This is a genomic window from Enterobacter sp. 50793107 (assembly GCF_001463365.1).
Lineage (GTDB): Bacteria > Pseudomonadota > Gammaproteobacteria > Enterobacterales > Enterobacteriaceae > Enterobacter > Enterobacter cloacae.
Window position 1 is genome coordinate 21349 of sequence record NZ_LNII01000012.1, and the last position, 14133, is coordinate 35481.

Genomic DNA, 14133 nt, shown 5'->3' on the forward strand with positions numbered 1-14133 from the left:
ACTCACCTCCTGAAGAACGGCAAAGAGGTAAGTATAGATAATGACCCTGATTAGCCATGATGATAACCACCACCCAGCGCGGAGGTGAGCTGTAGCGTGGCGTCGATATACTCGCCCTGCAGCATCAATCCGGCGAGATGTTCCTTCAGCGCTGGAATTCTGGCTTCACTGACGCGCGAGCCGGCAATAATTCCGGCGCTAAAACGTGCCTGCGCCAGCGCCACCACGCGCGCCGCATCTTTTTCTACCTGCTGCTGATGCTGATTTTTCGCCGTCAGCATTTCCACTTCGCTGGCCGTGCGCGCCACCTGGTTCACGGCATCCACCACCGCCTTGTTGTAGTTCGCCACCGACAGATTGTTCTGCGCCTGGGCAATATCCAGCTGCGCGTTCAGCCTGCCGCTGTCAAAAATGGGCAGAGTCAGCCCGGCGGTCACACCCATTTGCTGGGCTGAAGAACGGAACAGATCGCTCAGGTGCAGGGCATCCTGTTGTAAAAACGCCATCAGATTCACATCAGGATAAAACGCCGCTCTGGCGGCATCGACCTCGCTCATTGACGCTTCGATATACCAGTGCGCCGCCTGCAGATCCGGTCGTCGGGCCAGCAGTTCATACCCCAGCGTCGACGGTAACGACGCTTCAACCGTCGGTAAGGCATGCCGTGTGAGCGCCAGGGCGGGGGTATTAGTCAACGCGTTCAGACGCGCCTCGATGGCTTTCACTTTGCCGTGAACCTCTGCGATCTGCTCTTCGGTTTTGCTGGCACTGATGTCGGTTTCGACACCTTCCACAGAGGAGGTGATCCCGTGCTGATACAGCTCGCGATCGGCACCGATGATATTGTCCTGTTGGGATTTGATCTGCGTGAGGACCTCCTCCACGGCGGCCTGAGTTTGCCAGTCCCAGTAGAGCCGCGCCACGCTGCTGGCAAGCAGTTGGCGGGTCTGCTCAAGCTCCACTTTTTGCGCATTCACCTTGCCTATCCTGGCCTCCAACCGGGCGCGATTTTTGCCCCACAAATCCAGATCCCAGCCCGCAGTCAGACCAAAGGTACCGTTGGTATACCAGGGGCCGGTGGTGCCCGCAGCCGGGTCAGTTATGGCAAAGGGCCCCATCAGCCCTTCAGCGGACATTTTCTGACGTTCGGCATCGGCCGAAAAATCAATTTGCGGGCCGTCGGCCGCCAGGGCTGCTTTGGCCTGGGCTTCGGCAAGGGTAATACGCTGACGGGCAATCTGCATATCGGGCGCATCGCTTAATGCTTTGGCAATAAGCTTATCAAGCTGCGGATCGTTATACGCTTTCCACCATGCATTTTTCGGCCAGTCCTGATGAGGCAGCACCGTATTAACCGACGCCGTGAGCGACTGGGTATTGAGGGGAGTTACCGTGGCATGTTGCGGCGCACAGCCGGCCAGAATAACGGCAAAGGGAGCACTCAGAGATAAAATAAGAAAACGTTTCATTACGCCATTCACGCCAAAAAATAAAGGCGCAAAGTACGCCTGATGTCTCTCTTTTTTTTAGTAATGCGTGGCAATGCGCAAATTGTCATACATTTTTGTAATTAGAAAATTATACATGCCGAGAATAAGTCAAACTAACAAATTCATCTTAATTATAAATCGCCTGCTACACTTACTGTTGACATACATACGCAGGAGAAGGGAATGAAAATATTATTGTGGGTCATTTTAATTATATTTCTGATAGGACTGCTGGTAGTAACGGGTGTGTTCAAGATGATTTTCTGATTCCTTTGCCCGGCACCGCGCCGGGCAAAGGTCAACCAGCCCATGCGTCTGGTCCAGCGCTTCACAGCGATAATTGCGGTCACACGCTTATTATTTTGCCTGGATCACCCGCGCAATATCCGCAGAAGTCTGTAATGTCCGAATCTCCTGAAATAACCCCAGCGCTTCATCGTACTCTTTGCGTAAATAGCTGAGCCACTGTTTGATGCGCGCCACGTGATATAGCCCGGTGTCGCCCTGCTTTTCCAGACGGCTATATTTTTGCAGCAGCGTCACAACATCAGCCCACGGCATACGCGGCTCGTTATATTTAATCACCCGGCTGAGGTTAGGCACATTCAATGCCCCGCGGCCGATCATCACCGCCTCGCAGCCGGTGGCCTTGAGACAGGCCTGCGCGCTCTGGTAATCCCAGATTTCACCGTTGGCGATCACCGGAATGCTGAGGCGTTTGCGGATCTCACCAATTGCCTGCCAGTTAATGCGCTCGGCTTTATAACCATCTTCTTTGGTGCGGCCATGCACCACCAGTTCAGTAGCCCCGGCCTGCTGCACCGCATCGGCAATTTCAAACTGCCGCGCGTCGCTGTCCCAGCCCAGGCGCACTTTCACCGTCACCGGCAAATGGGCAGGCACGGCTTCACGCATCGCTTTCGCGCCACGGTAAATCAGCTCAGGATCTTTCAGCAGCGTCGCCCCGCCGCCGCTGCCGTTCACCAGCTTCGACGGGCAGCCACAGTTGAGATCGACCCCGTAAGAGCCGAGCTCGACGGCACGGGCGGCGTTCTCGGCCAGCCATTCAGGATACTGGCCCAGCAGTTGAATACGCACCAGCGTGCCGGAGGTGGTCCGGCTCTGGCGGTGCAGCTCCGGACAGAGTCTGTAGAACGATTTTACCGGCAACAACATATCGACCACGCGCAAAAACTCCGTCACGCAGAGATCGTAATCGTTCACCTCGGTCAGAAGTTCGCGCACGAGGGAATCGAGCACGCCTTCCATTGGGGCCAGTAAAACACGCATAGCAGTACCTGTGAAAAAAGACGCGCTATAGTAATCGCTCTGTATGTATGTTGAAAGCACGACGTTCTATTCTGGAATGACGGGTATGCTTAAAATTCATGATGTGATCCATGGCACACTTTCTGGTTTAATTGTATGATGAATGCGTTTCAGCAAGGATTTTAACCATGAGAAAATCATTGAACATTATCTGGCAATATCTGCGCGCATTCGTCCTGATTTACGCCTGCCTGTACGCCGGGATTTTCATCGCTTCCCTGCTTCCTATCACCATTCCCGGCAGCATTATCGGCATGCTGATCCTCTTTGTTCTGCTGGCGTTGCAAATTCTGCCCGCTAAGTGGGTCAACCCCGGCTGCTTCGTTCTTATTCGCTATATGGCGCTGCTGTTCGTGCCGATTGGCGTCGGGGTCATGCAGTACTTCGATCTGCTTAAAGCCCAGTTCGGCCCGATTGTCGTCTCCTGCGCGGTCAGTACGCTGGTGGTTTTCCTTGTGGTGAGTTGGAGTTCGCATCTGGTACATGGCGAACGTAAAGTGGTTGGACAGAAAGGAACAAAACAATGATGGCCAATATCTGGTGGTCGCTGCCATTAACCCTGGCGGTGTTCTTCGCGGCGCGCAAACTTGCCGCCCGGTTCAAGATGCCGCTGCTTAACCCGTTGCTGGTGGCGATGGTGGTGATTATCCCGTTCCTGCTGCTTACCGGTATTCCTTACGAACGCTACTTTGCCGGCAGCAAAATTTTAAACGACCTGCTACAACCCGCCGTGGTCGCGCTCGCATTTCCTTTATATGAACAGCTGCACCAGATCCGCGCCCGCTGGAAATCCATTATTACCATCTGTTTTGTGGGGAGCCTGGTGGCGATGATCACCGGTACTTCAGTCGCACTGCTGATGGGGGCCTCTGCGCAAATTGCCGCCTCTATTCTGCCGAAATCGGTGACCACGCCTATCGCCATGGCCGTGGGCGGCAGCCTCGGCGGCATTCCTGCCATCAGCGCCATGTGCGTGATCTTTGTTGGCATACTGGGCGCCGTGTTTGGCCATACCCTGCTCAATGTCATGCGCATTCATACCAAAGCCGCACGCGGTCTGGCGATGGGCACCGCGTCGCACGCGCTGGGCACCGCCCGCTGTGCGGAGCTGGATTATCAGGAGGGGGCGTTCAGCTCGCTGGCACTGGTGATCTGCGGAATCATGACCTCGCTGATGGCGCCGTTCATTTTCCCCGTGATTCTGGCGGTGATGGGCTAAAATTTGCGATGCGTCGCGCAAATTTCATTTTGTTTTCATAAGTTGCATACATAATGAGATATGGATCACATATAAAGCCCCAGCGGCTCCGTACACTACCGATCCATTAACCTTTATGAGGCAAACGCCATGCATCCACGTTTTCAAGCGGCTTTCGCCCGGCTTGCAGAGAATTTGCAATCAGCTCTGGCCCCGATTCTGGCGGATGAGCATTTCCCCGCCCTGCTCACCGCTGAGCAGATCACCACGCTGAAACAGGCCACGGATCTTGACGAAGACGCGCTGGCTTTCGCATTGCTGCCGCTGGCTGCCGCCTGTGCACGTGCCGATCTTTCCCACTTTAACGTTGGCGCCATTGCGCGCGGCGTCAGCGGAACCTGGTACTTCGGCGGAAACATGGAGTTCCTGGGCGCAACCATGCAGCAGACTGTTCATGCGGAACAGAGCGCCATCAGTCACGCCTGGCTGCGCGGCGAAAAGGCCCTGAGCGCCATTACCGTGAACTACACCCCGTGCGGGCACTGCCGTCAGTTTATGAATGAACTGAACAGCGGGCTGCAGCTGCGCATCAATCTGCCGGGTCGCGCGCCGCATACGCTGGGCGACTACCTGCCTGACGCCTTTGGTCCGAAAGATCTTGAAATCAAAACCCTGCTGATGGACGAGCAGGATCACGGTTACACGCTGACCGGTGATGACCTGACCCAGGCGGCCATTCGCGCTGCCAACAAGAGCCATACGCCGTACAGCAAATCCCCGAGCGGCGTGGCACTGCAATGCCGCGATGGGCGTATTTTTAGCGGCAGCTATGCCGAAAACGCCGCGTTTAACCCAACGCTGCCACCGCTGCAGGGCGCACTGAACCTGCTGAGTCTGAACGGCTATGACTACCCGGATATTCAGCGCGCCATTCTGGCAGAAATTGCCGATGCACCGCTGATTCAATGGGATGCCACCGCCGCCACCCTGAAAGCGCTGGGCTGCACGTCAATCGAGCGTGTATTGCTGGCGTGATCCTTCTGGCGGGCAGACATGCCCGCCCGTTTTGCTGAAAAAGCCTTCAGTTGATGCGCTGTTTCTTGCGCTAACCAGGCGGGTACAGTAGCCTGAGTTAAATTCACCTTCGGTACGAGCCATCTGCATGTTAAAGCGCGTTTTTTACAGCCTGTCTGTCCTGGTCGGCATACTGCTGTTGATCGTGCTGGGTCTCGACCGCTGGATGAGCTGGAAAACGGCCCCCTACATTTTTGATGACCTGCAGGACCTGCCCTATCGCCAGGTGGGTGTGGTGCTCGGCACCGCGAAGTATTACCGCACCGGCGTCATCAATCAGTATTACCGCTACCGTATTCAGGGCGCGCTCAACGCCTACAACAGCGGCAAGGTCAATTACCTGCTGTTAAGCGGCGATAACGCACTGCAAAGCTACAACGAACCGGTCACCATGCGCAAAGACCTGATTGCCGCAGGCGTTGATCCGGCAGATATCGTGCTCGACTACGCCGGGTTCCGCACGCTCGACTCCATCGTGCGCACGCGCAAAGTGTTCGACACCAACGACTTCATCATCATCACCCAGCGCTTCCACTGCGAACGTGCGCTGTTTATCGCGCTGCACATGGGCATTCAGGCGCAGTGTTATGCGGTGCCCTCGCCAAAAGATATGCTGAGCGTGCGCGTGCGTGAGTTTGGCGCTCGCTTTGGCGCGCTGGCCGATCTCTATATCTTCAAACGTGAACCGCGCTTTTTAGGCCCGCTGGTGCCAATTCCGGCCATGCATGAAGTGCCGGAAGATGCGCAGGGTTATCCGGCGGTGACGCCGGAGCAGTTGCTGGACATGCAGAAGAAAAAGTAATCAAATTCTATAATGCGTGATATAACACGCACTACTCTGTCATCAGCTATCTAATGAGTGATATAAGTGGCGCTATTTGCCATTTTCATTAACAATGAGTAATATTTTACTCATTGTCGTTTTATGGAGGTGAGATGGAGACGTTAACCGTACAAGCATATCTGAATGAAACATGGACGGATATCGCCCTCATCAAATATCCGGGAAGCGAAAACAATGACTGGAACACCACACAGTTAGACTATCTTACTGAGTATGCGATTAATTTTCTTGACTATGATGATTTTCACGCGGTCTCAGTCAACCACCCTGTATCACTCTTTTTTGATGACCAGGGTCAACCGGGCTGGCTGCGATTTATCGACGATATCATTCCTGCCGGAGCCAGTCGCCGTTATTGGATAAATGCACTCGATATCAGTGAGTTGCCTGTTGATCAGCAGAATTTTTTATTGTTGAAATTTGGCACAATGTCCCCTGTCGGGAATTTGCGTATAAAAGAATCCGTTCCTGAATGGAATGAATTCGCACGCACTAAAACGTTTACGGTTGCGGACGTCATCGATCGTGCGGCAGATTTTCTGGATTATGCCCAGGAAAGAGGCGCGGCGGCGGGTGGTGCAACCGGCGCTGGGGGTGAAGCGCCGAAACTGTTGCTGCGCTGTAGTGAAACGGATGCCATATGGATCGATACCTGGCAAAACGAACCGGATAACCGGGACCGCTATTATTTGGTTAAATATCCACGCGGAAACAGAACAGAAGTTGATTGTAATATTCTCCGGGCTGAATTTCATTATTACCATGAGCTTAACGCGATGGGCTTTTCCACGATCCCAGTGGACACAATGCGCCTTGAAGAAGGTAGCCACTATCCTTCGCTGTGGTTGCCACGTTTCGACATAGTGAGAAATGAGCAGGATCAACTGATCAGGCTGGGTATGGAATCGGTGTATTCACTATTACAAAAAGCACCCGGTACTCTCCTGGATCATGAGGCAACGCTGCGCGCGTTAATTAATAAAATTACCTCCAGCCATATGGTTCAGCAGCAGGGCTATCAATTTGATATCCCTGGTTTTGTAACAGAATGGGTACGTCGCGATCTGTTAAATATTATTTTTGGGAATAGTGACAACCATGGGCGAAATACCGCCTTTGTGAAAGCTGAAAATCACATTATGCTCTCCCCTGTTTATGACTTTGCTCCAATGAAAGCCGATCCAGAGGGGATACCGCGAACCCTAAAGTGGTCATTATCTTGTGAATCTGGGGGGGATTATAATTTCAACGCTATCGCGCAAGCGCTGGCGGAGTGGATCCCTCCCACAACTTTACTTGACGCTCTGCATGATACAGCCGTCCAGCTCATCGATCTCCCGGAAAGGCTGGAGGCGCGAGGCGTTCCCGACCAGATAATGGAAATGCCCGCGATTGGTTTTCGCTATATTCCGAATAAACTTTCTCGTTGGGGTTTATTATGAAAATATCTAATAAATCTGAATCAGAGCTTCTACAAACATTAGCCCGGGTACGCAGCGTAAATGAAAAGCGACGTCATGATGAGGATGAAGATCCGGACAAGTCATCGGTAGTAAAGAGGCAACGCGTTTCATCAGGCTTAACACGGATTAGTACTCTTGATCGCCAGGCTGTATTGCATGCAGCCATACGGGACATTTTACTGGGTAAAATCACACAGGGTGAGGCGCTGAAAAGACTCAGGGTCGAAGTGTTGGGGATGAAGCAGGATGAATATGCAAAGCTGGTCAGCGTATCCCGGAAAACATTGTCGGATGTAGAAAATGGCAGAGGCAATTATTCCGCTGACATTATAAATAAAATCTTTAAACCCTTTGGGCTTCAAACCGGACTGGTGCCCATTTCCAAATCGCTTATAGCTTCACTTTTCACGTAAAAAACCCGCATGCCGTTCACGGGCAGCGGGTTTTATTTATTCGCCTGATAATTATTTCTTACGCGCGTATTTCAGTGAATCCAGCGCAACCGCGAAGATGATAATGGCACCCTTGATGATGTACTGCCAGTACGGGTTCACGCCGATGTAGGTCAGACCATAGTTGATGACCGTAAAGATGATCACACCGGTGACCACGCCAAGCACGGTACCCACACCGCCGCTGAAGGAGACCCCACCCACCACGCAGGCGGCAATCGCATCCAGTTCGTACATAAAGCCGAGGTTGTTGGTGGCAGAGCCGATACGGCCCGCTTCCAGCATCCCGCCGAAGGCATAGAACACACCGGACAGGGCATAAATCATCAGCAGGTTCAGGGCCACGTTAACGCCGGACACTTTCGCTGCTTCCGGGTTGCCCCCGATGGCGAAGATGTTCTTACCAAAGCGGGTTTTGTTCCACAGGATCCAGACGAACGCCACCGCAATCAACGCGTAGAAAGTGATGTACGACAGGCGGAAGCTGCCCAGCGCAATAAATCCTTGCGTGAAGGTCGAGAAGCCGCTGTCGAAGCCCGAGATGGGGGACGCACCGACGAAGTCGTAGTACAGGGAGTTGATACCGTAAACGATGATCATCGTACCCAGGGTGGTGATAAATGGCGTCACGTTCAGGTAAGCGATGATGATACCGTTGATCAGACCAATCACTGCACCGATGGCGCAGACAATCAAGATCACCACGAAAATGGGCATGGTCGCCATTTCCGGGAACACCTTGTTGGCGTTTTCCATCGACTGCAACAGGGTTGCCGCGATCACCGCCGCGAGGCCAACCTGGCGCCCTGCGGAAAGGTCAGTCCCCTGGGTGACGATGAGCCCCGCCACGCCCAGCGCGATGATAATACGCACGGAAGACTGAGTCAGAATGTTACTCAGGTTCAGCAGACTTAAGAACGTAGGGTCCTGGAAAATGATAATGGCCAGCAATACTAAAAGAACAACGTAAATACCGCCTTCTTTCAGATAAGTGAGAAAACTTTTTTTATTTAACGCACTCATGAGGAGCCCCTGATCTTAAAGGTGCAAAGACGCTAAACGCAAGATTTCGTTTTGCGTTGTCGTTTTCGTGTCAACAATACCGGCAACGAGACCATTGCTCATAACCAGAATACGGTCTGTGATCCCTAACAATTCCGGCATTTCGGAAGAGATAATAATGATCCCTTTATCCTTTTTCGCCAGTTCAGCGATCAGCTGATAAATTTCAAACTTCGCGCCGACGTCAATACCGCGGGTTGGTTCATCCAGCATCAGAATTTCTGGCTGCGTTAATAACCAACGACCGATAATGACTTTTTGCTGGTTGCCGCCCGACAGCGAACCAATTTGCGTACGATGCCCCGGCGTTTTTACGCGCATAGAGTCAATGACCCACTGGGTATCGCTCTTCATGCGGGAGTTATCCAGCAGACCCACTTTGTTTTTATAGTTGCGGATATTAGAAATTAACGAGTTAAAGTTAATATCCAGATAGGCATAAATACCGGTCGAACGCCGCTCTTCCGTCACCAGTGCAAAACCATTATTAATGGCTTCGTTGGCGTTGTGGTTGTTAATTTTCTTACCGTGCAGCGTGATGGTGCCTTCGGCTTTCTCGCGAATACCAAACAGGGTTTCGACGATATCGGTACGTTTTGCCCCGACCAGGCCTGCAATGCCCAGAATTTCGCCCTTGTGCAGGTCGAAGGAGACGTCGCGAATAGAGGGCTGACGCAGCGAGGTCAGATTACGCACCTCAAGGATCACCTCACCCGGCTTGTTCTCTTTGTCCGGGAAACGCTGGTTCAGGGAACGGCCCACCATCATGGCGATGATCTTGTCCATGTCCAGCCCTTCGAGAGGCTGAGTGGCAATCCACTGACCGTCGCGCAGGATGGTTATCTCATCACACAGCTGGAAGATCTCTTCCATTTTATGGGAGATATAAACAATGCCGCAGCCGCGATCTTTTAGCTTACGAATAATGGTAAAAAGGTGGTTAACCTCTTTTTCCGTTAATGACGATGTCGGTTCATCCATGATGACAATTTTGGCATCATAGGAGAACGCTTTAGCAATTTCGATCATCTGCATTTGCGAGACGGATAATGTTCCCACGCGGGCGCGCGGATCGATATCAATATCCAGCTCATCGAAAATGGCTTTGGTGTCACGGTACATTTTGTCCTGATCGACAAAAACACCTTTGGTTGGATAACGTCCCAACCACATATTATCCATTACCGAGCGTTGCAGTACCAGGTTCAATTCCTGGTGAACCATAGAGATACCGTTTTCCAGTGCTTCTTTCGCTGAATGGAAATCGATCTCTTTCCCCTGAAAAAGAATGCTGCCAGAATCTTTTTGATAGATCCCAAAAAGACATTTTAATAATGTTGATTTACCGGCACCGTTTTCACCCATTAAGGCATGAATTGAATGAGGCCGAACTTTTAAATTAACATTATCGAGTGCCTTAACACCGGGAAACGACTTGTTGATGCCGTTCATTTCCAACAAGAATTCACCGGACGACGGAGTAGTTGTGCTGACCATAATTATACCTTGTTGGCCTCGCATATCGCGTTATAAAAGGGCGCAACATGTTGCGCCCTGTGGAGACATAACTAACTATCTTATTTACCGATAAACTCAGCCAGGTTGGACTGGTCTACGCCCACGTAAGGTACGCGAACGATTTTATTGTCGATTTTCCAGTTGGTGCCATCAGCCGCACCTTTACCGTCGGCCAGGTTTTTCGCCAGATCGAAGGTGGCTTTCGCCTGGTTGTTGGCATCGTTCAGCACGGTACCGGCCATCGCACCTGATTTCACCAGTGCCAGCGCTTCTGGCAGCGCATCCACGCCGAATACAGGGATAGAGGATTTGTTGTGTGCTTTCAGGGCTTCTACCGCACCCATTGCCATCGCGTCGTTGTTAGCGATGACCACTTCAATTTTGTTCGCGTTAGGACCAGACAGCCACGCGTCCATTTTATCTTTCGCCTGAGCGGTATCCCACATCGCGGTATCTAAAGCCAGCTGCTGGGTTTTCAGACCTTTGTCGTTCAACTCTTTGACAACGTAAGTGGTACGCGCTTCAGCATCCGGGTGGCCTGGCTCGCCTTTCAGCAGCACAAACTGGATCTGGCCGTCTTTGTTCAGATCCCAGTTCGGGTTGGCCGCCCAGTGTTTCGCGATCAGATCGCCCTGAATAATACCGGACTCTTTGGAGTCAGTACCGACGTAATACGCTTTGTCATAGCTGTCCAGCGCTTTACGGGAAGGTTCTTTGTTGAAGAAGACGATTGGCACGTTCTGGCCGCGCGCTTTCTCGATAACTGTGCCTGCAGCAGCCGGGTCAACCAGGTTGATTGCCAGTGCCTTCACGCCTTTTGCCAGCAGGACGTCAATCTGATCGTTCTGTTTGGACTGGTCGTTCTGGGAGTCATTCATCAGCAGCTGAACATCTGGCGCTGCTTTAGCATCTTTCTCGATCGCTTTACGCACAACAGACATGAAGTTGTCGTCGTATTTATAGATAGTCACACCAATACGGGTATCCGCAGCGTGCGCTGCTGCACCAAAAAGCATGCTTGCCATTACAGCAGACAGAGTCAACACCTTCTTATTCATGGTATCTCCGGTTTTTTTTATGCAGGATAGTTCTTGTGAATAACGATCGGCGGGCAGGTGTTAATAAAACGTTACTGACAGCCGAAGTTCACTTATAAAATTTCTATCTTCCGTGTTCGGTAACGCTCCAGAAATGCGTTTTATTCGTTGTTTGCGGCACGTTGGCTATAGTGAAAGTGAATAATCACTGTTACATAGCGTTTCAGCCCCTAAAACGCTGACATCATAGTCAGCGCCTTGTTAAGATACTGTGAATTTACTCACAGATTGAAAACGGTTACATCAGCTGGCTTTATCAGTTAGTGATCGGAACCACAATTTGCCGGGCAGAGACCGAATGGCGGCGCACTAATGTCGGCATGAAACAGTGTGTTGCTCCCGTATCAAGCAGCCCTGCCGCGCCCTGTAACGCCAGCTCAGTCGCCAGTTTGGCCATCGAGACAATGGGATAGCGTACCGTTGTCAGCTGCGGGTCGGTGTAACGGGCAATGGGAATATCGTCAAAACCGATCAACGACAAATGCTGTGGCACCGCAATGCCGTTATCTTTTAACGCCGTCAGTGCTCCGGCAGCCATGCTGTCGTTGTAGGCAAACACCGCGGAGAGCTGTAGGTTACGGCCCAGCAGCTCGACCATCGCCGCCTCCCCTCCCTGCATGTCCGGGGTACCGGTGCCTACCCAGCTTTCAGCAGGCGCAATGCCATGCTCTTTCAGGGCGTTTTGCCAGCCTTCGCGACGCAGTTCGTCGTCCTCAATCGCGTGGCTGGAGGCCAGATAACCGATTCGCTGGTGCCCGTTATTAATCAGCATGCGCGTGGCCATCATGGCGCCACTCACGTTATCCAGCCCCACGCAACGCTGGGCATAGCCGGGCACAATCCGGTTGATGAGCACCATGCCGGGGATTTGCTCCATAAATCCGGCAAGTTCCTCATCACTCAGGGCTTTTGAATGCACAATCAGCGCGTTACAACGCTGGCGGATCAGCACTTCGATGGCATAGCGCTCTTTTTCTGCTTCATGATAGCTGTTGCCGATCAGCACATACTTTTGGTGCTGCTGGGCGACAACATCCACCGCTTTCACCAGCGCGCCAAAAAACGCATCCGACACGTCCATCACCACCACGCCAATGGTGTCACTGACCTGCGTAGCCAGCGCCTGCGCGTTAGCATTGGGGCGGTAACCCAGTTGGGTCACGGCTTTCATTACGGTTTCACGGGTTTCAGGGCTGACCAGCGCGCTGTTGTTCAGCACGCGAGAGACGGTGGCCACAGAAACGCCCGCCTGACGGGCGACGTCACGAATGGTGATCATATTCACCATCCTTAAAAGGATTGCAGCAACTCACAGACACCCCCTGTGTTTAGCAAGGTGGCTATTTTGGCAGCGAGAGAAAGGGGACTACGTGAAGAAGCTCACACAGATGAAAACGGTTACATCCATTTTGTTAATGATTGTGATCCAGATCGTTATCTGGATGTATTATTCAATGAAACACCTGACGCTTTTGCGGTTAACTGACGCCATCCCCACTCCAGGGGCCCCTGGCGGAAATACCGCAGCCAGATAACCGAAAACGCCAGATTTATCGTCCAGACCGGAAGAACAAACGCCACCAGCGTAAGGCGGTCGAATTTCATAAACAGGCCAAATCGATAGAACAGCGTGGTGCAGATGAGGGTCTGCAGAATGTAATTGCTTAACGCCATGCGGCCAACGCAGGCCACGGCACTGACAATCCAGAGGCGGGAGAGCTGCGGCCAGTAGCCATAGATGAGCGCGGCGTAGCCGATGGTCTGGAACGGGGCACCGAGCTCGCGCGGAACCTGCAGCAGGAAAGCGCACCAGCGGTAATCCCAGTGAAGATGCCACTGCGCAATCACCGCCGGAAGATTGATCGCTACGCCCAGCAGCACCAGCAAGACGCCTGTGCGACGATAGTGGCGCAGGCTAAATTCCCCTTTCAGCCAGCCGGTGCGCATCAGGGATGCGCCCATCAGCATCATTCCCGCCAGCTGCCAGCCGTATTGCGCCCCCAGCGCCAGCAGGTTATCGCCCAGCATATCCGCGCGATTGCTTATCGCTTCCGCGCCGCCTTTTAGCTTCCAGAACTGCTCATACTGCAGGTTGGCGGCGTCCGGTATCCACGAGCGGCTTGTTGCGTCGCCGGCAATCATGCCCAGCAACAGCAGCACCCCAAGCCCCATGACATAGAGCATCACGCCGGTGTTAAACAGGCTTTTGACGCTATGCGCATCACGGATGAGTCGCCAGCAAATCAGCCCGACTAATCCATAGGCGAGAAGAATATCACCGTCCCAGAAGAACAGGCCGTGAATAAAGCCAAGGAGCACCAGCAGGGTCAGACGTGACTGGATCCACCGGGTGCCGCGTTTGAGCAGCAGTTGCAGACCGGCGCCAAACAGCAGCGCAAAGAGGGTGAGGAATTTCACCTGAGCAAAGAGATCGAGGATTGCCCACGTCCAGGCATCGCGACGGGTGATCTCGCCATACCAGGCGGGGTTAAGATAAGCGGCCTTCGGCAGACCGAAGGCGCTGATATTAAGCAGCAGGATACCGAGAATGGCGACGCCGCGAACAAAATCGAGCGTGACGTTTCGCTCCATGGTCCCTGCCCTGT

General features: G+C 52.8%; 13 protein-coding genes. 6 read left to right on the forward strand and 7 right to left on the reverse strand.

Annotated features, from left to right (window positions below):
- Nucleotides 1-50: 50 nt before the first annotated feature.
- Nucleotides 51-1469: a multidrug resistance outer membrane protein MdtQ gene (gene mdtQ / locus APU11_RS02010; RefSeq protein WP_047352225.1), complete on the reverse strand. Its 1419-nt coding sequence runs from the start codon at nt 1467-1469 to the stop codon at nt 51-53.
- A gap of 378 nt (nt 1470-1847) precedes the next feature.
- Nucleotides 1848-2780: a tRNA dihydrouridine(16) synthase DusC gene (dusC, locus tag APU11_RS02015; protein WP_013097946.1), complete on the reverse strand. Its 933-nt coding sequence runs from the start codon at nt 2778-2780 to the stop codon at nt 1848-1850.
- Nucleotides 2781-2947: 167 nt separating this feature from the next.
- On the opposite strand from dusC, the gene APU11_RS02020 reads away from it, so the two are divergent.
- The 6 genes from APU11_RS02020 (at nt 2948) to APU11_RS02045 (ending at nt 7811) form a co-directional block, all read left to right on the forward strand.
- Entirely contained in the window at nt 2948-3346 is a 399-nt protein-coding gene (locus tag APU11_RS02020; RefSeq protein WP_023619766.1) for a CidA/LrgA family protein, read from the forward strand.
- Nucleotides 3343-4038, forward strand: a complete 696-nt coding sequence (locus APU11_RS02025) for a CidB/LrgB family autolysis modulator (RefSeq protein ID WP_013097948.1) — start codon at nt 3343-3345, stop codon at nt 4036-4038. The genes APU11_RS02020 and APU11_RS02025 overlap by 4 nt, the downstream gene beginning before the upstream one ends.
- Before the next feature lie 129 nt (nt 4039-4167).
- Entirely contained in the window at nt 4168-5052 is an 885-nt protein-coding gene (gene cdd / locus APU11_RS02030; protein ID WP_023619765.1) for a cytidine deaminase, read from the forward strand.
- Between the two features lie 127 nt (nt 5053-5179).
- Nucleotides 5180-5893 (forward strand): outer membrane permeability protein SanA, encoded by a 714-nt coding sequence (sanA, locus tag APU11_RS02035; protein ID WP_023619764.1) that lies wholly within the window; start codon nt 5180-5182, stop codon nt 5891-5893.
- 134 nt (nt 5894-6027) lie between these two features.
- Nucleotides 6028-7377, forward strand: a complete 1350-nt coding sequence (locus tag APU11_RS02040; protein WP_048972324.1) for a HipA domain-containing protein — start codon at nt 6028-6030, stop codon at nt 7375-7377.
- Nucleotides 7374-7811 (forward strand): helix-turn-helix transcriptional regulator, encoded by a 438-nt coding sequence (locus APU11_RS02045; RefSeq protein WP_029883072.1) that lies wholly within the window; start codon nt 7374-7376, stop codon nt 7809-7811. The genes APU11_RS02040 and APU11_RS02045 overlap by 4 nt, the downstream gene beginning before the upstream one ends.
- Nucleotides 7812-7862: 51 nt before the next feature.
- On the opposite strand, the gene mglC is transcribed toward APU11_RS02045, so the two are convergent.
- From mglC to yeiB, 5 genes are all read right to left on the reverse strand, one after another.
- Nucleotides 7863-8873, reverse strand: coding sequence for a galactose/methyl galactoside ABC transporter permease MglC (gene mglC / locus APU11_RS02050; RefSeq protein ID WP_013097952.1), 1011 nt, complete (start codon nt 8871-8873; stop codon nt 7863-7865).
- Between the two features lie 15 nt (nt 8874-8888).
- The gene (gene mglA / locus APU11_RS02055; protein ID WP_029883073.1) at nt 8889-10409 is read right to left on the reverse strand and encodes a galactose/methyl galactoside ABC transporter ATP-binding protein MglA; all 1521 of its coding nucleotides are present in this window, start codon (nt 10407-10409) and stop codon (nt 8889-8891) included.
- 80 nt (nt 10410-10489) lie between these two features.
- Nucleotides 10490-11488 (reverse strand): galactose/glucose ABC transporter substrate-binding protein MglB, encoded by a 999-nt coding sequence (gene mglB, locus APU11_RS02060; protein ID WP_014832691.1) that lies wholly within the window; start codon nt 11486-11488, stop codon nt 10490-10492.
- A 295-nt stretch (nt 11489-11783) separates the two neighbouring features.
- The gene (gene galS, locus APU11_RS02065; RefSeq protein WP_045292101.1) at nt 11784-12806 is read right to left on the reverse strand and encodes an HTH-type transcriptional regulator GalS; all 1023 of its coding nucleotides are present in this window, start codon (nt 12804-12806) and stop codon (nt 11784-11786) included.
- 155 nt (nt 12807-12961) lie between these two features.
- Nucleotides 12962-14119 (reverse strand): DUF418 domain-containing protein YeiB, encoded by a 1158-nt coding sequence (gene yeiB, locus APU11_RS02070; protein ID WP_029883075.1) that lies wholly within the window; start codon nt 14117-14119, stop codon nt 12962-12964.
- Nucleotides 14120-14133 lie beyond the last annotated feature (14 nt).

Excerpts from the sequence above, each read along its gene's own strand:
- yeiB (WP_029883075.1), bottom strand. The coding sequence starts at position 14,119 with ATGGAGCGAAACGTCACGCTCGATTTTGTTCGCGGCGTCGCCATTCTC.
- dusC (WP_013097946.1), bottom strand. The coding sequence starts at position 2,780 with ATGCGTGTTTTACTGGCCCCAATGGAAGGCGTGCTCGATTCCCTCGTG.
- APU11_RS02025 (WP_013097948.1), top strand. The coding sequence starts at position 3,343 with ATGATGGCCAATATCTGGTGGTCGCTGCCATTAACCCTGGCGGTGTTC.
- mglC (WP_013097952.1), bottom strand. The coding sequence starts at position 8,873 with ATGAGTGCGTTAAATAAAAAAAGTTTTCTCACTTATCTGAAAGAAGGC.
- mglB (WP_014832691.1), bottom strand. The coding sequence starts at position 11,488 with ATGAATAAGAAGGTGTTGACTCTGTCTGCTGTAATGGCAAGCATGCTT.
- APU11_RS02040 (WP_048972324.1), top strand. The coding sequence starts at position 6,028 with ATGGAGACGTTAACCGTACAAGCATATCTGAATGAAACATGGACGGAT.
- sanA (WP_023619764.1), top strand. The coding sequence starts at position 5,180 with ATGTTAAAGCGCGTTTTTTACAGCCTGTCTGTCCTGGTCGGCATACTG.
- cdd (WP_023619765.1), top strand. The coding sequence starts at position 4,168 with ATGCATCCACGTTTTCAAGCGGCTTTCGCCCGGCTTGCAGAGAATTTG.
- APU11_RS02045 (WP_029883072.1), top strand. The coding sequence starts at position 7,374 with ATGAAAATATCTAATAAATCTGAATCAGAGCTTCTACAAACATTAGCC.
- APU11_RS02020 (WP_023619766.1), top strand. The coding sequence starts at position 2,948 with ATGAGAAAATCATTGAACATTATCTGGCAATATCTGCGCGCATTCGTC.
- mglA (WP_029883073.1), bottom strand. The coding sequence starts at position 10,409 with ATGGTCAGCACAACTACTCCGTCGTCCGGTGAATTCTTGTTGGAAATG.
- mdtQ (WP_047352225.1), bottom strand. The coding sequence starts at position 1,469 with ATGAAACGTTTTCTTATTTTATCTCTGAGTGCTCCCTTTGCCGTTATT.
- galS (WP_045292101.1), bottom strand. The coding sequence starts at position 12,806 with ATGATCACCATTCGTGACGTCGCCCGTCAGGCGGGCGTTTCTGTGGCC.